Raw genomic sequence first — 19,935 nt, 5'->3', positions numbered from 1 at the left:
GAAAGTTAGAGACAAGATGTCACCCCTGCGCATAAGGGTGCTGGCAGCGATGCAGCAATGTGAAGATTTTTAGTAGCTAATGTAAATTTATGTATTTCATTTTTTTCAGGAGAGTGATAAAAATTCACGCCAAATGATAATGTTTATCACAATTATTATCATTTGTAGGTTCATTACTGTATTCGCGTGGCATAGACGTAATGAAATGTGATTCTAAAAATTATAAGTCGCTAAACAATATGGAAAACAATCGCAATACTCCGTTCAGCAGCTTCTCTTCGCTGACGTTCTTCACGGGTCTGTGTATCGGCCTGACGCCTGTCGCTACCGCTATTGCTGCGGATCAAACCGATAAAAAATCTGACGATACGCTGGTGGTTGAAGCTCAACCGCCCTCTCTGTATGCCCCCACCCACTCCGCCGATCCGAAGTTTGCGCGCCCCATCGCCGACACCACTCGCACCATGACGGTGGTCTCTGAGCAGGTATTAAAGGATCAGGGGGTGACCAACCTGACCGATGCGCTGAAAAACGTGCCGGGCGTCGGCGCCTTTTTTGCGGGTGAGAATGGTAACTCGACTACCGGCGATGCGGTCTATATGCGCGGTGTGGACACCTCAAACAGTATTTATGTAGATGGCATTCGGGATATCAGCAGCGTATCGCGAGACACTTTCAATACGGAGCAGGTCGAGGTGATCAAGGGCCCGTCCGGCAGCGATTATGGCCGCAGCGCGCCAAGCGGCTCGATTAATATGATCAGCAAGCAGCCGCGTCTGGACTCGGGCATCGACGCCTCAGCCAGTCTCGGCAGCGCCTATATGCGCCGGGGCACGCTGGATATCAACCAGACAATGGGCGAGACCTCTGCGTTTCGCCTCAATTTGATGGGTGAAAAGACCCACGACGCGGGCCGCGATAACGTTAAAAATGAACGCTACGGTGTGGCACCGTCGCTGGCATGGGGGCTGGGTACGGAAAACCGTCTCTATCTGAACTATCTCCACGTCACGCAGCACAACACCCCGGACGGGGGTATTCCGACCGTGGGTCTGCCGGGCTACTCGGCCCCCAATGCCGCAACTTCGGCGCTGAATGGCGCTGGCAAAGTGGATACCCATAACTTCTACGGTACGGATTCCGATTACGACGACTCCACCACCGATACCGCCACCCTGCGCTTTGAACACGACATCAACGACGTCACGACCCTGCGTAACACCACCCGCTGGTCGCGCGTGAAGCAGGATTATCTGATGACGGCGGTGATGGGCGGCGCCAACAACATTACCCGGCCAGATCCTAACAATGTGGATAGCTGGACCTGGTCACGCCTGGCCAACACCAAAGATGTCAGCAATAAGATCCTGACTAACCAGACCAACCTGACCACCAAATTCTTTACCGGATCGGTGGGCCATGACATCAGCACAGGGGTCGAGTTCACACGCGAAACCCAGACCAACTACGGGGTAAATGCCATTTCCCCGCCGGCGGTCAATCTCTATCACCCAGACAGCAGCGTGCATATTGGCGGCCTCAACCGCAATGGGGCGAATGCCAACGGCCAGACCGATACCTTCGGCATTTACGCTTTTGATACCCTGCAAGTTACCCGTGATTTTGAGCTGAACGGCGGTATTCGTCTCGACAGCTACCGTACCGAATATGACAGCGCCAGCAGCTGCGGCGGTACCGGGCGCGGTGCGGTCGCCTGCCCGACGGGCGTAACAAAAGGGTCGCCGGTCACCACCGTCGATACGGCGAAATCCGGTAACCTGGTGAACTGGAAAGCGGGTGCGCTCTACCACCTGACCGACAATGGCAATGTTTACCTCAACTATGCCATCTCCCAGCAACCACCGGGGGGCAGCAATTTCGCGCTGGCCCAGGGGGGCACCGGTAGCAGCGCTAACCGTACCGACTTTAAACCGCAGAAAGCGAAAACCAGCGAGATTGGCACCAAGTGGGAGCTGCTGGATAAACGCTTGCTGCTCTCGGCGGCGGTGTTCCGTACCGATATTGAAAACGAAGTGGAGCAAAACGAAGACGGCACTTACTCTCAGTACGGCAAAAAACGCGTAGAGGGTTACGAGCTGTCGGCGGTGGGGAATATTACGCCGCAGTGGCAAATTATCGGCGGTTATACCCAGCAGCACGCCTCGGTGCGCAGCGGTAAAGATGTCGCGCAGGATGGCAGCTCCTCCCTGCCATACACTCCGGAGCACGCCTTCACCTTATGGAGCCAGTACCAGGCCACCGATGCGCTCTCTGTTGGCGCAGGCGCGCGTTACATCGGCAGTATGCATCGCGGCACCGATGGCGCCGTGGGCACACCATCCTTCAGCGAAGGCTACTGGGTCGCTGATGCGAAGCTGGGCTATCGCATCAACCGCAATCTGGATCTGCAGTTGAACGTCTATAACCTGTTTGATGAAGAGTATGTCTCTTCGATTAACAAGAGCGGATATCGCTACCATCCGGGTGAACCACGTACCTGGATGTTAACCGCCAACATGCACTTCTGATGTCGTGTGGGGCTACGGCCCCACCTTTCTCCCCACAGCCTCTTCCCGGAGAAGTTCTTATGATGTATCACATTCCTGGCGTACTCACGACTGATGAAGTCGCCCAGCTTCGCGCGCAGCTGGCGCTCGCCCCCTGGATCGATGGCCGTGCGACGGTGGGCAACCAGGGCGCGCAGGTCAAAAATAATCAGCAGGTCGATACCCAGAGCGAGTTGTACCAGAAGCTCCAGTCCGCCGTGCTACAGGCCGTCAATCAGCACTCACTCTTTTTTGCCGCCGCCCTGCCCCGTCAAATCTCCAGCCCGCTGTTTAACCGCTATCAGCAGCAGGAGACCTATGGCTTTCACGTGGATGGTGCCGTGCGTAGCCATCCGCAAAGCGGCTGGATGCGAACCGATCTCTCCGCCACCCTCTTTCTCTGTGAACCCGAGAGTTACGATGGCGGCGAGCTGGTGGTCAACGACACCTTCGGGCAGCACAGCGTGAAGCTACCGGCCGGCGATCTGATTCTTTATCCCGCCAGCAGCCTGCACTGTGTCACCCCGGTGACGCGCGGCGTGCGGGTAGCCTCGTTTATGTGGATCCAGTCGATGATCCGCGACGATAAAAAACGAGCGATGCTCTTCGAGCTGGACCGCAATATCCAGACGCTGCGCACCCGTCACGGTGAAAGTGAGGAGGTGTTGTCGTTACTCAACCATTATCACAACCTGCTGCGAGAGTGGTCTGAAATCTGATGGCGCGCCTTGACTGCCTCTTTTTTAACCCCATATTTGAAGAAGGGTTAACAGAGGCAGGAGTAAGGCGATGGCTTCCGGTTGGGCAAATGATGACGCGGTCAATCAACAGATCAACAGTACGATTGAAGATGCCGTTGCGCGGGCGCGCGGCGAGATCCCGCAGGGTGAAAGTCTGGCATTCTGTGAAGAGTGCGACAACCCGATTCCTGAAGCGCGGCGCAAGGCAGTGCCAGGGGTACGGTTGTGCATCACCTGTCAGCAGGATAAAGATTCACAAAGTAACGGATATGCAGGATATAATCGCAGAGGATCTAAGGATAGCCAGTTACGCTGACTTTTCTTTACCCTTCTTCGCAACGCAAGCGGTTTCGTTTACGTGCACGAAATTTCAGCATGCGTTTCGCAAAATGTGCCCTTACCGTTTCGTCTGTAAAGCGCTGCGCGAAGATACGTAAAGACGCGCCCTGAATTTATTAATATTCAATAACTTATTTGTCATTCAATTTTTTCGAACAATGACGTCAATTCTCTTCGATTTTATCTTTCGCAAAAAAGCGTGATACTTATCACATCGACGGAACATCGTCCCCTTTACAGAATAACCTGCGAGAGATTAACCATGAAAACCATCAAATATGCTGTTGCTGCTGTTGCCCTGTCTGCGCTTTCCTTTGGTGCCTTTGCGGCACAATCTGTTTCGCCTTCTCAGGCAAGCGGCATGAATAAAATCGGTGTGGTAAGCGCAGAAGGTGCGACCACGCTGGACGGTCTTGAAGCGCAGCTGGCTCAGAAAGCCGCAGCGGCAGGTGCAAGCGGTTATACCATTACGTCTGCGAACACCAATAACAAACTTAGCGGTACCGCGGTTATCTATAAATAATCGCCTGTTTTACTGAATCACTGCTCCAACCCTCATTGACCCTGTTGTTATTACCCTTGTTTTGGCCCGTCCTGGATTGGACGGGCTTTTTTTTTGCCTAAAATGACTGTGCGACGCGAGCTAAACCCGCTTCTACCGTCTCAACCTGCCCGGTCGCCAACAGACAGCAGGCGAGCTGTAACTTAATGGAGTGCGGCACCGGCACCTGCCCAGAAAGGCACTGGGTGATCCAGTGGGCGGTCACCTGTGGATCTTTACCCTCCGGCAAGACCACCTCGCTTTGCTCCTCGCCTCTTTCCCATACCACGCGCGTACCAGCCGGCTCAATCAGGGTGATTTGCGGACAGCGCTGCGGATTGGCATACACTTCCCCTTCCGTGCCGTGCATTAATAGCGCCCGTCCGCCAATGTCAGCGAAAAAGCTCGCCACCCGGGTGACATACTCCGGATGAGACACGCTGGAAAGACGCAGCGCCTTGTCCTCTTCAAAAGGGGTCACCAGTTTTGCCAGGGTATGTGCGCTATTGCGAACCCCCATCCGCCAGCGCAGGGCGAGCTGCTTGTCCAGCGACGGGCAAAGCGCATGTACGGGAATATAAACCGGCTGGTTTCCTTCAAGTTTGGCCTGAGCTTGCCCGGCCGTCAGGGTGGGTTGAATGCCCAGGAGTGCCAGGATGGTTTCGGTCAGCACGCGCGTAGGATCTTCACTGACGCCATGCACCACCACCGGGAAGCCGAGTTTATTAAGCAGGATGGCCAGAAGCGGCGTGAGGTTGGCCTGTTTGCGCGCGCCGTTATAGCTTGGGATCACAATCGGCATCGGTTTCGCCACCGGCGGCGTCAGGCGCAGGGTGCGTGACTGCATCGCCTCATAAAACCCACGCATCTCTGCTTCGCCCTCACCCTTGATTCGCAGCGCGATCAGGATGCTGCCCATCTCAAGGTCAGGTACCTCGTCATTAAGCATGGCGCTATAGAGCGCACGTGCGGTCTCCTGATCCAGGTCGCGGGCGTGGTTCTTTCCCCGACCTACCTCTTTGATAATTTTACGATAATCCACGGCATCTCTCCTTGCGGCATGATGTAAACACTATAGCCCTGATAAACAGCGCCCCGAAAGCTTTTTATCCGCCGCGTTGAATGCGCTGTTTTTTCAATAAAAAAATGAATGCAAGCGCTTAATGAAATATTAGTGGTTCGGGCAAAAGATTCTTACAGAGGGACAATCTGATTAAATAAGCAGCGAAAAGTTGTTGAGGTAACACAATCAGGATTACGTATGAACAAGGTTGCTTTAGGTTTTTTTATTGCTGCAACAATAGGATGTTCGGCATCCGCATTGGCGGCGACAGATGGCGAAGGACAAATTAACTTTACGGGCGAAATTATCGATTCCGCCTGTCAGGTCGTGAATGGAATAAGTAACCCGCTGAATGTCGAATTGGGCCAGGTCTCTAAAACGGTCTTTACCGGTGCAGGCTCCACCAGCACGCCGACACGATTTGATATTCAACTAAAGAATTGCCCGGAATCCGTCACCTCCGCTGCCATTAATTTTGGCGGCACCCCGGACAGTGATAACAACAGTGCGCTGGCATTGACACCCGATGCGGACGCAGCGACAGGCGTGGCAATTCAATTGCTGGACTCCACCGATCAACCGGTCAGCTTATACACCCCCTCTCGTCAATATCCACTGACGGCGGGAAGGGTGATGCTGCCAACTTACTGATTTAGTGTATGATGGTGTTTTTGAGGTGCTCCAGTGGCTTCTGTTTCTATCAGCTGTCCCTCCTGTTCAGCTACTGACGGGGTGGTGCGTAACGGCAAAAGCACCGCCGGACATCAGCGCTATCTCTGCTCTCACTGCCGTAAAACATGGCAACTGCAGTTCACTTACACCGCTTCTCAACCCGGTACGCACCAGAAAATCATTGATATGGCCATGAATGGCGTTGGATGCCGGGCAACCGCCCGCATTATGGGCGTTGGCCTCAACACGATTTTACGTCACTTAAAAAACTCAGGCCGCAGTCGGTAACCTCGCGCATACAGCCGGGCAGTGACGTCATCGTCTGCGCGGAAATGGACGAACAGTGGGGCTATGTCGGGGCTAAATCGCTCCAGCGCTGGCTGTTTTACGCGTATGACAGGCTCCGGAAGACGGTTGTTGCGCACGTATTCGGTGAACGCACTATGGCGACGCTGGGGCGTCTTATGAGCCTGCTGTCACCCTTTGACGTGGTGATATGGATGACGGATGGCTGGCCGCTGTATGAATCCCGCCTGAAGGGAAAGCTGCACGTAATCAGCAAGCGATATACGCAGCGAATTGAGCGGCATAACCTGAATCTGAGGCAGCACCTGGCACGGCTGGGACGGAAGTCGCTGTCGTTCTCAAAATCGGTGGAGCTGCATGACAAAGTCATCGGGCATTATCTGAACATAAAACACTATCAATAAGTTGGAGTCATTACCGGCGGGAAGTACGGTAAACGATCTGGAATTTGCAGGACGTTATATCCAGACAGGGCCTACGGTAACAGCCGGCCCGGCTAATTCTGTTTCGACCTTTACCGTTATCTATAACTGAAATGATCCCTCCCGAGATATCAGCCTGTGCCAGGGCTGATATCTCTTATTCACGTTGAGATATATTTATGCGTCACGGTTATTTACTGAGCTCTTTTTTACTGGTAGCCGCAACAGCGCATGCCGGTGTAATTATTAACGGCACACGCCTGGTCTATCAGGGAGAAAAAAAGGAGTCTTCTCTTGGTATTTCGAATCCAGACGATACGGATTATCTGGTGCAATCCTGGGTCGATGCCGGCGGTAAAAACCTGGCCAAAGCCCCTTTTCTGATCACCCCTCCACTGTTTCGTCTGAATGGCAATGAGGAGAATGTATTACGTGTGGTGCGCACGGGGGGAAATTTGCCCGAAGATCGTGAATCACTCTTCTGGCTAAATATTAAATCCATCCCCTCTTCTAAAAAAATGGATGGGGTGAACACGCTGCAAATTGCTATCAATACCCGCATAAAGCTCATCTACCGCCCTGCCGCCGTGAAAGGCAAGCCGGAAGCCGTTGCCGATCGGTTGTCCTGGCATCGGGAAGGAAATGACCTGGTGGTGAATAACCCCACGCCGTTTTACATGAATTTCCAGAGCGTGACGCTGAACGGTCACAACGTTAAAAAAGCGACCTGGGCCGTGCCGAAAGGCGAAACCCATATCGCGCTGCCGGCCCATAGCAGCGGAAATACCCTGGCGTATTCGGTCATTACCGATTACGGCAGTATTAGCCAGACATGGACAAAAACAATTAACTAATTACTGCCTCTGGCGCAATACGTTATGTATAGTCATAAAAAACCGTTCTCCTGGAAAATACCTTCGTTGCCAGCCCTGCTTATGGGGCTGGTAATGTTCTGTATTGCGCAGCAAAGTTCGGCGGATGACTACTTTAACCCGGCGCTGCTGGATATTGATAATCCTCAGCAGGCGAAAACCGATCTATCAATATATGAAAAAGGACCCGGCCAGGCCCCTGGAAAATATCTGGTCTCTATTTTCATTAATAACACTGAAATTGCTACCCGCGACGTCACCTTCACCTTACGCAAAGCGCAGGCAGGTAATAGCACGCTGCAACCCTGCTTCAGTCTGGACGAACTCAAAAAGCTGGGGATTAAGACCTCCCTCTTTCCGCAACTGACCGCAAAAGGCGGGTGTGCCGATTTAGGCGCTATTCCCGCCGCGACCGCCACCTTTCGTATCAGCCACCAGCAGCTGCTATTGAGCATTCCGCAATCTGCGCTGGGCCAGATACCGCGTGGCTATATCGACCCGAAGGAGTTTGATGAAGGTATCACCGCCGGTTTGCTGAACTACAGCGCAACGGCCAGCCAGAGTCAGGCGCGTACCCCAGACACGCCGGATAACAGCAGCCAGTACGTTAACCTTCGCCCCGGACTTAACCTTGGCGCGTGGCGTTTACGTAACTACTCGACCTGGAATCGCAGCATCACCGGTCACGAGGAGCAGCACCATTTCTCTTCGGTCTATACCTATGCCCAGCGCGATATCGTGGCGATGAAAAGCGACCTGACGCTGGGGCAGAGCAGTTCACCGGCCGACGTTTTTGATAGCGTCTCTTTTACCGGGATGCAGTTAAATTCCGACAGCGACATGCTGCCAGATAGCGAAAAAGGCTATGCCCCAATTATTCGCGGTACCGCCCACAGTAACGCGCAGGTCGTTGTGCGCCAGAACGGTTACGTTATTTATCAGAACACCGTCGCCCCGGGCGCCTTCGAGATAAATGATCTCTACCCCACAGGCAGCAGCGGCGACCTGCAAGTCACGGTGAAAGAGACGGACGGCAGCGAGCGCCACTTCGTGGTGCCCTACGCCTCAGTGCCGGTTTTGCAGCGTGAAAAACATCTGCGCTACAGCGTCACCGCCGGGCGTTACCGCTCGTATGACAGCAACGTGGAAAAGACGCCGTTCGCCCAGGGCAGCGCCATCTATGGTTTATCGCACGGAATGACACTCTACGGCGGCGTGCAGCAGAGTAGCCATTACCAGGCCCAGGCGCTGGGCACCGGTAAAAACGTTGGCGATCTGGGTGCGTTCTCCATCGACGTGACGCGGGCGAAGGCGTTGCTCAAAAAACAAAAGCGCAGCCAGGGTCGATCGTGGCGCGTGCGGTATAGCAAAGATTTTGCCGGCACAGGCACCAACTTTTCGCTGGCTGGCTATCGCTACAACAGCAAGGGGTTCTATACGCTACAGGAGACGATGGAGTCCTGGACCCGTTCCGACGACTGGAGCGCGCCAGAACAGCGCAAGGATCGCGCTGAAGCGACCATCGACCAGGTGCTGCCGGAGGGCTGGGGCGCCTTCACGCTGAGTCTGGTGAAAGAGCGTTACTGGAGCCAGGACCAGGATATGACCTCCATGAGCCTCAGCTACAACAATAGCTGGGATGGGGTGACCTACAGCCTGAGCTACAGTCTGAATAAAAATACGCACGACAGTGATGAGAACGGGGATGCGGTCAGCAATGACAATCTTTTCGCCCTGAGCGTCTCTCTACCGCTCGATCGCTGGATGCACAACACCTGGGCCAGCTACAACCTGAATAACAGTAAAGAAGGCACTACCCAGACCCTCGGCCTGAACGGCACGGCGCTGGCGCAGAACAACCTTAACTGGAATGTTCAGGAGGGGCTCAGCAATACTGGCGCTGGCAGTTCCACCAGCCTGAACGCCGATTACAAAGCCACCTATGGCGAAGCCAGTGGCGGCCTCAGTCAGGATAAGTACCAGCGCACCGCCAACCTTGGCCTGCAGGGGGGCGTCGTGGCCCATGCAAATGGCGTGACCCTGAGCCAGCCGCTGGGCGAAACCATCGCGCTGGTTAAAGCACCGGGCACCCACGGAACAGAAGTGACTAACCAGACCGGCGTCGAAACAGACTTCCGCGGCTATACCGTGGTGCCGTTTGTTACCGCCTATCGCCACAACACTATCGCACTGAATACGGAAACCCTGCCGGACGATGCCGACGTGACTCATGCGGCACAGGTGGTGACCCCGACGCGCGGCGCGATAGTACGCGCCACCTTTAGCACCCGCGTAGGTCGACGCGTATTAATGACGCTAACGCACAACGGCAAGCCGCTGCCCTTTGGCGCAACGGTGACCACAGAGGACAAGGATAACGAGTTTATCGTAGGCAATGATGGCCAAACCTGGCTTACCGGTTTACCTCAGCGCGGACATCTGACCGTCAACTGGGGGCAGGATGCCCGCGACCACTGCGTAGCGGACTACGTGCTAACGGACGAGAAAGATAAAACACACATTATTAACGCTGCCGCGCAGTGTCAGTAAATTACCCTGAAGGTTTGATTATGCAGCTTGTTAAACAGTGCCTTTTGTTACTCGTTCTGGTCACCGGCGCACTCATTATGCCGCATGCCAAAGCGGCCTGTCTCTCGTCGGATATGCCGAAGCAAATTAATATTTCGTCGATTTCCGTGCCCACGACGCTCCCCGTCGGATCGACGATCCCGGGGACTGACCAGTCCGTGCATATAGCCGGTCATTGTGACAACGGCCTTGAGGGGGGGATGGAGATTGTCGCCTGCTATTACGGTACCGGCAGTGAAATATCCGGCATGGCGGGAGTGTATGAATCTGGCGTGGAAGGCATTGGCGTCGCCCTGGTGAACGATAAAGGGCAGCGTATTACCGGCGCAGGCGGCGTCTATTGCGACTCGCGCAGTACGCCCATCAGCTATGTATCAACCGACGGGAACGCCAGCTTTGATTTTAACCTTTCGCTTCAGCTCATTAAAACGAGCATGAAGGTGGTGTCGGGTACGCTACAGCAAAGCCAGACCAAGTTCGGGCTTGGCGTTTACGGTCACGACGGGATCGGTAGCCCCAACTCCATCGCCTATGCCGGCAACGTCAATCTCAACATCGTCACCTGTTCCGTATCGCCAAAAAACCTGACCGTTAACCTCGGGGATTTCCCCATCAGCGACTTTACCGGGGTGGGTACCCTTTCTACCCCGGCGAAAACGTTTAATGCCACCGTTAACTGTACTTCAACGGTACAGCCAGAGATCAAAATTACCAGCGCCAACGGCTATGAACCGGGTCTCGACGGCGTACTCAAACTCACCCCGGAAAACGGGATGGCCACAGGGGTCGGCGTAAGAATGCTGTTTGACGATCATATCGCCACCTTCAATCAGTATGTCCCTACCCAGGGCGAGGCGATCGAGAATCAGACGCTGGATATTCCCTTCCAGGTTCGCTACATCCAGACCCGCGACGAGGTCACGCCCGGCCCGGCCAACACCGTTGCGACCATTACGCTCGCCTACCGGTGATAATGATGAAAACACGTATTTTTCTGCTGACAGCCGCGCTAATGGCGCAGAGTTATGCTGAGGAGATCCAGGTGCAGATGGTGGGGAATATCTATGCCAATACCTGCACCGTTGATAGCGCCAGCAAAGCGTTAACCGTTGATTTAGGCCAGGCGGCATCCAGTAATTTCAAAGATGTGGGGGATACCGGCGTGTGGAAGGATTTTACCCTGAAGGTGACCCATTGCCCGAAAACCCTCACGCTGGCGAACGCTTTTTTTTACGGGCAGGCGGACAGCCAACACCCCACCAAATTCGCCAATATGGGCAGCGCCAAAGGTCTGGCCCTGGAGCTTGCAGACCCGCAGGACAATATGTTCATTGCCCCGCAGGCAAGCTTTAACGTGCTGATCGACCAGACCGACCACTCCGCGACCTTTCCGCTCGCGGCCCGCTATTACACCACATCGTTGCCCGTCACCGCCGGCACCTTCAGCAGCGTGGTGCAGGTGACATTCACTTACCAGTAGGACTGCGCCCCTTAGCACGGATGCTCCTTTTACGCCCGACGGTCAGTTTTGTCGGGCGTTTTTTTACCGGCGGCACGTCAGGCTGCTCAATAGGGAAAACAGGCAGCGCGTTCAGCAATCGCTGGCCGTAATTTTTACTCAGCAGGCGTTTGTCATAGATAACCACTTCCCCCCAGCAGCCGTGGCTACGGATCAGACGCCCCACCTGCTGAATCAGATTAAACGACGCTGCAGGCAAGCTTTGGACTTCAAACGGGTAGCGGTTCAGGCTCTTGAGCCACTCCCCTTCGGTAATCACCACCGGGCTGTCGATCGGCGGGAACGCAATCTTATGAATATGCACCTGGGTGAGGTAATCCCCTTTCAGATCCAGCCCTTCGGCAAAGGACTGCAACCCCACCAGCACGCTCCGCTCGCCGTTTTCTATCCGCTTGCGGTGCAGTTCCACCAGCCGGTAGCGGGGCTGGTCGCCCTGTACCAGCAGCAGCAGGCGGAGATCGGGCACTTCTTCCAGAAAACGCTGCATGGCGCGGCCGCTGGCAAACAGCACCAGCATGCCGGGATATTTTTTGCTTTCGAGCTGCTCACGGAAGAAGGCGGCCATCTCGGCGATGTGCTGCTCTTCGTTATCGATCAGCGGTTCATACTGCATACGCGGAATAACAATTTTACCCTGCTCGCAGTGGTTGAAGGGCGAATCGAGCGCCACGAAACGATCTCCCGCTTTCTCTCTCAGGCCGCTCATCTCCTGCAGACGCGAGAAGCTGTTAAGCGAGCGCAGGGTGGCCGAGGTGACCACCACATGCGGTACGCTGCGCCAGAGCAGCTTTTCCAGCTGATCGCTAACGCGGATCCCCACGCAGTGGAAGAAGAGGTGAATCTGTCCGTCGCGAACGTCGCGGGTCGCCCATTTGGTCACCGGGGCGCCGGAGGCCTGAACCATAGAGGCCAGCCGCCACAGTTTGCTCTGCCCCTCGAACATCCCCAGCGCGCGGTTCATCTGTAATAACACCCGGTGCAGACGCACCACGTCGTGGCTGCCGGTCTTCTCGCTCAGATCGTTTAAAAACAGCTCTGCCAGCCCGCGCAGTTTTTCCAGCAACTTCGCCAGCTCCTGGCAAATCGCCATGATCTCCTGCGGCAGTTCCCCCATGGCGAAGCGGTGTTCGGCCTGCTGGGTTGCCGGAAGATAAAGATCGAGAATGTTATTCAGGGAAGCGATGTGGGTGTAGACCGTTTCGCAGTGCTCGCTGAGCCGTTCCGGCACCGCCAGCGGCGGGATCGTTTTTGGACGGAACTGCTCCATGCAGGTGGCAACCAGCTTGCAGAACAGATCCAGCTGCAAGCGAAACCACGGGGCGGTGATCTCGGCGCTCATCTCCAGCGCATCACGCGCCACGTCCGGCAGATGATGTCCTTCATCCAGCACCAGCAGCAGGTTCTTCGGCTCCGGCAGAACGGCTTCGCTCTCCAGCGCCGCCATTACCAGCGCGTGGTTAGCCACAACGACCTCTGCTTCCTGAATTGCACGCCGGGCGACAAAGAACGGGCACTCGCGGTAGTAGTGGCAGTTGCGGTTCAGACAGCTGGCTTTGTCGGTGCTTAAACGCCGCCAGAGATCATCGCTGATGGCCTGATCGGTATGATCCCGCAGGCCATCCCACTTGTAGCTGTCGAGATCGCCTTTCAGTTTCGCACACTGCTCCTGCTCGGCCTTATTATTCGGGGTCAGTTCGTCATCCAGAAAGGCCAGCAGATCCTGCTGCGTGGCTTCGCTGCTGGCGAGGGCCGTCAGGTTACGCGGGCAGACATAGCGCCCACGCCCAAAGGCGGCAGTAAAGCGCAGCTCAGGAATAATTTTGCGCAGCAGAGGCAGGTCTTTGCTGAAGATTTGATCCTGCAAGGCTACGTTGGCGGTACTGACCACCAGCGTTTTTTGCTCTTCACGGGCAATGGCGATACCCGGAATGAGATATGAGAGGGTTTTCCCGACGCCGGTTGGGGCTTCAATCGCCAGATGCCGGCCCTCGTCGCCCGCAAGCGTCTTCGCCACATCGGCAATCATTTGCCGCTGCGGTGCTCGGGGAATAAAGTCGGGTATCTGCTGTTGCAGCGCCTTATACCAGGCGGCAATTTGCGCTTTTAGCGCAGCGGTTAAAGCCATCGGGGAACCTGAAATACTGTATAAACAGCCACTATTGTGGCACGTTCACCTGCCAGCGGCAAAAAAAAAAGCCCGGCTCTACGGCCGGGCTTCCAGATTACTGTCCTGCCGCCGGTTTACGCGGACGGCGACGGCGCTGCCCTTCTCCGGCGGGCTTGCCTTCGCCATCACGGCGCGGCGGTTTGCTGGCAGGCTTAGCGGCTGCCCCTTCAGTACGGCGCGGCTGCTGTTGACCACGGCCGCCTCCGCCTTGCCCGCGTCCACCGCCCTGGCGACCGTTCTGGATCGGTTCGGCTTTGATAGAGGGATCCACTTCATAACCTGGAGTCTGGATGCGCGGGATCTCTTTCTTCAGCAGGCGCTCAATATCGCGCAGCAGCTTATGCTCATCGACGCAGACCAGCGACAGCGCTTGACCCGTGGCGGCAGCACGGCCGGTACGGCCAATACGGTGAACGTAATCTTCTGGCACGTTCGGCAGCTCGTAGTTCACTACGTGCGGCAGCTCTTCGATATCCAGACCACGGGCGGCGATATCGGTGGCGACCAGTACGCGGATGTCACCCGATTTAAAGTCGGCCAGCGCGCGGGTACGTGCCCCCTGGCTCTTATTGCCGTGGATCGCCGCACTGCGAATGCCGTCTTTGTTCAGCTGTTCTGCCAGATGGTTGGCACCGTGCTTGGTGCGGGTAAAGACCAGCACCTGCTGCCAGTTGCCCTGACCGATCATCTGGGAGAGCAGCTCGCGTTTACGCTTCTTATCAACAAAGTGCACATACTGGGTCACTTGCTCAGACGCAGTGTTACGACGCGCCACTTCCACTTCCAGCGGGTTGTGAAGCAGTTTTTCTGCCAGCGATTTGATCTCATCCGAGAAGGTCGCAGAGAAGAGGAGGTTCTGACGACGCGCCGGCAGTTTAGCCAGTACGCGGCGGATGTCGTGGATAAAGCCCATATCCAGCATACGGTCGGCTTCGTCCAGCACCAGAATCTCTACGCTATCCAGCTTCAGCGCATTCTGGTGTTCCAGATCGAGCAGACGGCCCGGCGTTGCCACCAGCACATCCACGCCGCCACGCAGTTTCATCATCTGCGGATTAATGCTCACGCCGCCGAAGACCACCAGCGAGCGAATATTCAGATAGCGGCTGTATTCACGGACGTTCTCGCCCACCTGAGCAGCAAGCTCACGGGTTGGGGTCAGAATCAGGGCACGAACCGGACGGCGGCCTTTCGCATGCGGCTGATTCTCGATCAGACGTTGCAGCAGCGGCAGCGTAAAGCCTGCGGTTTTACCGGTACCGGTCTGGGCGCTCGCCATCAGGTCACGGCCTTGCAGCACGGCGGGGATCGCCTTCTGCTGAATAGGGGTAGGTTCGCGATAGCCCTGCTCTGCGACGGCGCGCAGAATATCAGGATTCAGGCCAAGGGTATCAAAAGACATAACAACTCCGAACCGCCCCGACCGTCACAGGTGTAGTTTTCAGGGAGATAAGACGAATAGACAGGACAAAAACCACAATGTCACGAAGCTGCGGAGTGTAGCAGATTTTGTGACTTGGCGCATAAAATATCCCTGACGGCGGGCATGACAAAATAAATCTCCGGCCGGCTGGACAAGGCGAAAATTTAACCATAAAGTTAATCAATCGATTGATTAATTTTTTGGCGCGACGATGAATACAATCCCCACCACCAGTAAAGGCGAACAAGCCCGCAGCCAGCTGATTGCCGCTGCACTCTCCCAGTTTGGCGAGTATGGCCTGCATGCTACCACTCGCGATATCGCCGCACAGGCGGGGCAGAACATCGCCGCCATCACCTACTATTTTGGCTCAAAAGAGGATCTGTACCTCGCCTGCGCCCAGTGGATCGCCGATTTTATTGGCACCCATTTCCGCCCGCATGTGGAGGCCGCGACAACCCTGCTTGCGCAACCCGTGCCGGATAAAAGCGCGGTGCGCGCCCTGATCCTGCAGGCGGCCAGGAACATGATCCAGCTGCTGACCCACGACGACACGCTGAACCTCAGTAAATTTATTTCCCGCGAGCAGCTCTCCCCCACCTCGGCGTATCAGCACGTGCATGACCAGGTTATCGCCCCGATGCACAGTCATTTGACCCGGCTGATTGCCGCCTATACCGGGCGCGCAGCGGAGGATACTCAAACCATTTTGCACACCCATGCGCTGCTGGGCGAGATCCTCGCCTTTCGCCTCGGGCGCGAGACCATCCTGCTGCGCGCAGGCTGGAGTCATTTTGATGAAGAGCGGGCAGAGCAAATTTTTCAGGTCGTGAGCTGCCATATCGATCTCGTTTTAGAGGGATTAACGCAAAGGAGTCCGGAGTGATGAAAAAACCCGTGGTTGTTATCCTGGCCGCGCTGGCGCTGGTTGCCATCGTGACGGGAGGCTGGCTCTGGTATCAGGGCCATCAGGATAAAGGGCTGACCCTGTACGGTAATGTGGATATTCGTACCGTTAATATGAGTTTCCGCGTGGGGGGGCGGCTGGCGTCGTTAACGGTAGATGAAGGCGATGCCATCACCACCGGGCAGACGCTGGGACAGCTGGATAAAGCGCCGTTTGAAAATGCACTGCTGCAGGCCAAAGCGGGCGTCTCCGTTGCGCAGGCGCAATATGACCTGATGCAGGCGGGCTATCGCGAAGAAGAGGTGGCGCAGGCCGCCGCAGCGGTGAAACAGGCGCAGGCGGCTTATGACTATGCGCAGAAGTTCTATCAACGCCAGCAAGGGCTGTGGGGCAGCCGGACAATTTCCGCTAACGATCTGGAAAATGCCCGCTCCTCCCGCGACCAGGCCCAGGCCACGCTGAAATCGGCGCAGGATAAGTTAAGTCAATATCGCACCGGTAACCGCCCGCAGGATATCGCCCAGGCAAAAGCCAGCCTTGAACAGGCTCAGGCCCAGCTGGCGCAGGCCGAACTGGATCTGCGTGATACCACCCTTACCGCCCCCGCAAACGGCACGCTGATGACCCGCGCCGTCGAGCCGGGCAGCATGCTTAACGCCGGCAGCACGGTGTTGACCCTCTCCCTGACTCGCCCGGTATGGGTGCGCGCTTATATTGATGAACCCAACCTGGGTCAGATGCAGCCGGGGCGCGAGCTGCTGCTCTACACGGATGGCCGCCCGGATAAGCCTTATCACGGTAAAGTGGGCTTCGTCTCGCCCACCGCTGAATTTACGCCAAAAACCGTCGAAACGCCGGATCTGCGTACTGACCTGGTGTATCGCCTACGCATTATCGTGACCGATGCCGACGACGCCCTGCGCCAGGGGATGCCGGTGACCGTTACGCTCAACGATGGGGATGGTCATGAATGATGCGGTTATTGAACTCACAGGACTGCTGAAGACGTTTCCCGGAATGGACCGCCCGGCCGTGGCGCCCCTGAACTGTACCCTGCAAAAGGGCTACGTGACCGGGCTTGTCGGCCCGGACGGTGCCGGAAAGACAACCCTGATGCGTATGCTCGCCGGGCTGCTCAAGCCCGACGACGGGCAGGCGCGGGTACTGGGGTTAGATCCCATCGAAGACGATCGCGCCCTGCACGCCTTACTGGGCTATATGCCGCAAAAATTCGGGCTGTATGAAGATCTGACCGTGATGGAAAACCTGACCCTCTATGCCGACCTGCGCAGCGTCACCGGCGAAACCCGGCAAAAAACCTTCCAGCGGCTGCTGGAGTTTACCGCGCTGGGGCCTTTTACCGGGCGGCTGGCGGGCAAGCTCTCCGGCGGGATGAAGCAGAAACTGGGGCTGGCCTGCACCCTAGTAGGCGAGCCGAAGGTTCTGCTACTGGATGAGCCTGGCGTGGGCGTAGATCCGATCTCCCGGCGTGAACTCTGGCAGATGGTGCATGAGCTGGCTGGCGACGGCATGCTGATCCTCTGGAGTACCTCCTATCTGGACGAGGCCGAACAGTGCCGGGATGTCCTGTTGATGAACGAAGGCAAGCTGCTCTACCAGGGCGATCCTACTGCCCTCACCGCCGGCATGAACGGTCGCAGCTTTCTGCTGCACAGCCCCGACGAAAACAACCGCCGTCTGTTGCAGCGGGTCCTGACGCTACCCCAGGTGAGCGACGGCATGATTCAGGGGAAATCGGTACGCTTGATCCTGAAAAAAGAGGCCAGCGCGGAGGATATTCGTCGCGCCCCGGGGATGCCGGACATTGTGATGAATGAGACCGCCCCCCGCTTTGAAGATGCGTTTATCGATCTGCTGGGTGGCGCGGGGACTGAGGAGTCCCCGCTTGGGGCCATTCTGCATACGGTTGAAGGCACGCCCGGCGAGACGGTGATTGAAGCCAAATCACTGACCAAAAAATTTGGCGATTTCGCCGCCACGGATGACGTTAACTTTGCCGTGAAGCGCGGAGAGATTTTTGGCCTGCTGGGGCCGAACGGCGCTGGGAAATCCACCACCTTCAAGATGATGTGTGGCCTGCTGGTGCCGACGTCCGGCAAGGCGCTGGTGCTGGATATGGATCTCAAGGTCAGCTCGGGCAAGGCCCGTCAGCATCTGGGCTATATGGCGCAGAAATTCTCGCTGTACGGCAACCTGACAGTAGAGCAGAACCTGCGTTTCTTCTCCGGGGTCTATGGCCTGCGGGGGCGAGCACAGAACGACAAGATTGCGCGCATGAGCGAAGCCTTCGGACTGAAAAGCATCGCCAGCCACGCCACCGATGCGCTCCCCCTTGGCTTTAAGCAGCGTCTGGCACTGGCCTGCTCCCTGATGCACGAGCCTGACATTCTGTTTCTGGATGAGCCCACCTCGGGGGTGGATCCCCTCACCCGCCGTGAGTTTTGGCTGCATATCAATAGCATGGTGGAAAAAGGGGTGACGGTGATGGTGACCACCCACTTTATGGACGAAGCGGAGTATTGCGATCGCATTGGGCTGGTCTATCGCGGCAAGCTGATTGCCCACGGTACGCCGGACGATCTTAAAGCGCAGGCCGCCGATGAAGCGATGCCTGACCCGACGATGGAGCAGGCTTTCATCACGCTGATTAACGACTGGGATAAGGAGCAAGGCCATGGCGCATAACGCCCTCTCCTGGCGCCGGGTGCGCGCACTCTGTATCAAAGAGACGCGGCAGATCGTGCGCGACCCCAGCAGCTGGCTGATTGCGATGGTGATCCCGCTACTGCTGCTTTTTATCTTCGGCTATGGCATTAACCTCGACTCCAGCAAGCTGCGGGTGGGCATTTTACTGGAGCAGCAGAGCGAAGAGGCGCTCGACTTCACCCATACCATGACCGGCTCACCCTATATCGACGCCACCGTCAGCGATAATCGCCAGCAGTTGATCCAGATGATGCAGGCCGGGCGTATTCGCGGTCTGATTGTGATCCCGGTGGATTTCGCCGCCCGAATGGCCACGCCGGGCGACAGTGCGCCGATCCAGGTGATCACCGACGGCAGCGAGCCCAACACCGCCAACTTTGTGCAGGGGTATGCGGAGGGGATCTGGCAGCTCTGGCAGATGCAGCGTGCCGAAGACCGGGGCGAGACCTTTGAGCCGCTTATCGATGTGCAGACCCGCTACTGGTTTAACCCGGCGGCCATCAGCCAGCACTTTATCATTCCCGGCGCGGTGACCATCATCATGACGGTGATTGGCGCCATCCTCACGTCGCTGGTTATCGCCCGTGAATGGGAGCGCGGCACCATGGAGGCGCTGCTCTCCACGGAGGTCACGCGTACGGAGCTGCTGCTGTGCAAGCTCATCCCCTACTATTTCCTCGGCATGCTGGCGATGCTGCTCTGCATGCTGGTGTCGGTCTTTATTCTGGGGGTGCCTTATCGCGGCTCGCTGATTGTGCTCTTTTTTATCACCTCGCTTTTCTTGTTGAGCACGCTGGGAATGGGGCTTCTCATCTCCACCATCACCCAAAACCAGTTTAACGCTGCCCAGGTGGCGCTGAATGCCGCTTTTTTACCCTCGATTATGTTGTCCGGGTTTATTTTCCAGATCGACAGTATGCCGGCGGTGATCCGCGCCGTGACCTATATCATTCCGGCGCGCTATTTCGTGAGTACGCTACAGAGCCTGTTTCTGGCAGGTAACATTCCGGCGGTGCTGGTGGTCAATCTGCTGTTTTTGATCGCCTCGGCGGTGATGTTTATCGGCCTCACCTGGATGAAAACGAAACGGCGACTGGATTAA

At 56.4% G+C, this 19,935-nt stretch carries 16 protein-coding genes and 2 pseudogenes; 15 read left to right on the top strand and 3 right to left on the bottom strand.

All coding sequences use genetic code 11. The annotated features are described in order from the left end of the window. Positions 1 to 239 precede the first annotated feature (239 nt). The 4 genes from JZ655_RS06295 (at position 240) to ybiJ (ending at position 4,148) form a co-directional block, all read left to right on the top strand. Positions 240 to 2,528, top strand: coding sequence for a catecholate siderophore receptor Fiu (locus JZ655_RS06295; protein WP_207293286.1), 2,289 nt, complete (start codon positions 240 to 242; stop codon positions 2,526 to 2,528). A gap of 59 nt (positions 2,529 to 2,587) precedes the next feature. Then, the gene (ybiX, locus tag JZ655_RS06290; protein WP_207293285.1) at positions 2,588 to 3,265 is read left to right on the top strand and encodes a PKHD-type hydroxylase YbiX; all 678 of its coding nucleotides are present in this window, start codon (positions 2,588 to 2,590) and stop codon (positions 3,263 to 3,265) included. A gap of 70 nt (positions 3,266 to 3,335) precedes the next feature. Further along, the gene (locus tag JZ655_RS06285; RefSeq protein WP_207293284.1) at positions 3,336 to 3,602 is read left to right on the top strand and encodes a DksA/TraR family C4-type zinc finger protein; all 267 of its coding nucleotides are present in this window, start codon (positions 3,336 to 3,338) and stop codon (positions 3,600 to 3,602) included. Positions 3,603 to 3,887: 285 nt separating this feature from the next. Next, complete coding sequence (gene ybiJ / locus JZ655_RS06280; protein ID WP_040076463.1) at positions 3,888 to 4,148, top strand: DUF1471 family protein YbiJ; 261 nt, start codon at positions 3,888 to 3,890, stop codon at positions 4,146 to 4,148. A gap of 97 nt (positions 4,149 to 4,245) precedes the next feature. Here ybiJ and ybiB read toward each other — a convergent pair whose 3' ends face one another. Continuing rightward, positions 4,246 to 5,208 (bottom strand): DNA-binding protein YbiB, encoded by a 963-nt coding sequence (ybiB, locus tag JZ655_RS06275; RefSeq protein WP_207293283.1) that lies wholly within the window; start codon positions 5,206 to 5,208, stop codon positions 4,246 to 4,248. Between the two features lie 219 nt (positions 5,209 to 5,427). Between ybiB and JZ655_RS06270 the strand changes: the two are divergent. The 7 genes and pseudogenes from JZ655_RS06270 to JZ655_RS06245 form a co-directional block, all read left to right on the top strand. Then, positions 5,428 to 5,856: pseudogene (locus tag JZ655_RS06270) on the top strand (fimbrial protein); the annotation flags it as partial. A gap of 57 nt (positions 5,857 to 5,913) precedes the next feature. After that, positions 5,914 to 6,611 (top strand): IS1-like element IS1A family transposase gene (locus JZ655_RS06265; RefSeq protein ID WP_242637262.1). Its coding sequence is split into 2 segments (ribosomal slippage): positions 5,914 to 6,163 and positions 6,163 to 6,611, totalling 699 coding nucleotides; the frame shifts between segments, so codons are not numbered across the junction. A gap of 19 nt (positions 6,612 to 6,630) precedes the next feature. Continuing rightward, a pseudogene (locus JZ655_RS21335) lies at positions 6,631 to 6,741 on the top strand (fimbrial protein); the annotation flags it as partial. 67 nt (positions 6,742 to 6,808) lie between these two features. Beyond that, positions 6,809 to 7,483, top strand: coding sequence for a fimbrial biogenesis chaperone (locus tag JZ655_RS06260; protein ID WP_207293281.1), 675 nt, complete (start codon positions 6,809 to 6,811; stop codon positions 7,481 to 7,483). A gap of 24 nt (positions 7,484 to 7,507) precedes the next feature. Then, positions 7,508 to 10,051 carry a fimbria/pilus outer membrane usher protein gene (locus JZ655_RS06255; RefSeq protein ID WP_207293280.1) on the top strand — a complete coding sequence of 848 codons (2,544 nt, stop codon included), beginning with the start codon at positions 7,508 to 7,510 and terminating at the stop codon, positions 10,049 to 10,051. Positions 10,052 to 10,071: 20 nt separating this feature from the next. Further along, positions 10,072 to 11,061 carry a fimbrial protein gene (locus JZ655_RS06250; protein WP_207293279.1) on the top strand — a complete coding sequence of 330 codons (990 nt, stop codon included), beginning with the start codon at positions 10,072 to 10,074 and terminating at the stop codon, positions 11,059 to 11,061. 5 nt (positions 11,062 to 11,066) lie between these two features. Further along, entirely contained in the window at positions 11,067 to 11,570 is a 504-nt protein-coding gene (locus tag JZ655_RS06245; RefSeq protein WP_207293278.1) for a fimbrial protein, read from the top strand. On the opposite strand, the gene dinG is transcribed toward JZ655_RS06245, so the two are convergent. Continuing rightward, positions 11,557 to 13,734 (bottom strand): ATP-dependent DNA helicase DinG, encoded by a 2,178-nt coding sequence (gene dinG / locus JZ655_RS06240; RefSeq protein WP_207293277.1) that lies wholly within the window; start codon positions 13,732 to 13,734, stop codon positions 11,557 to 11,559. The genes JZ655_RS06245 and dinG overlap by 14 nt on opposite strands. A gap of 97 nt (positions 13,735 to 13,831) precedes the next feature. Next, complete coding sequence (gene rhlE / locus JZ655_RS06235; RefSeq protein ID WP_207293276.1) at positions 13,832 to 15,178, bottom strand: ATP-dependent RNA helicase RhlE; 1,347 nt, start codon at positions 15,176 to 15,178, stop codon at positions 13,832 to 13,834. Between the two features lie 232 nt (positions 15,179 to 15,410). Between rhlE and cecR the strand changes: the two genes are divergently transcribed. From cecR to JZ655_RS06215, 4 genes are read left to right on the top strand one after another with little or no spacing between them, the layout of a single operon-like run. After that, a complete protein-coding gene (gene cecR, locus JZ655_RS06230) occupies positions 15,411 to 16,085 on the top strand; it encodes a transcriptional regulator CecR (RefSeq protein ID WP_207293275.1) in 675 nt (224 codons plus the stop codon). Next, the gene (hlyD, locus tag JZ655_RS06225) at positions 16,085 to 17,080 is read left to right on the top strand and encodes a secretion protein HlyD (RefSeq protein WP_207293819.1); all 996 of its coding nucleotides are present in this window, start codon (positions 16,085 to 16,087) and stop codon (positions 17,078 to 17,080) included. Before cecR ends, hlyD begins: the two co-directional genes overlap by 1 nt. Then, positions 17,073 to 18,812: an ATP-binding cassette domain-containing protein gene (locus JZ655_RS06220; protein ID WP_207293274.1), complete on the top strand. Its 1,740-nt coding sequence runs from the start codon at positions 17,073 to 17,075 to the stop codon at positions 18,810 to 18,812. The genes hlyD and JZ655_RS06220 overlap by 8 nt, the downstream gene beginning before the upstream one ends. Then, positions 18,802 to 19,935, top strand: coding sequence for an ABC transporter permease (locus tag JZ655_RS06215; RefSeq protein WP_207293273.1), 1,134 nt, complete (start codon positions 18,802 to 18,804; stop codon positions 19,933 to 19,935). Before JZ655_RS06220 ends, JZ655_RS06215 begins: the two co-directional genes overlap by 11 nt.

Origin of the sequence: Leclercia pneumoniae, from assembly GCF_017348915.1 — a bacterium.
Taxonomy (GTDB): Bacteria; Pseudomonadota; Gammaproteobacteria; order Enterobacterales; family Enterobacteriaceae; genus Enterobacter; species Enterobacter pneumoniae.
This window is presented reverse-complemented; position numbering and strand designations above follow the sequence as displayed.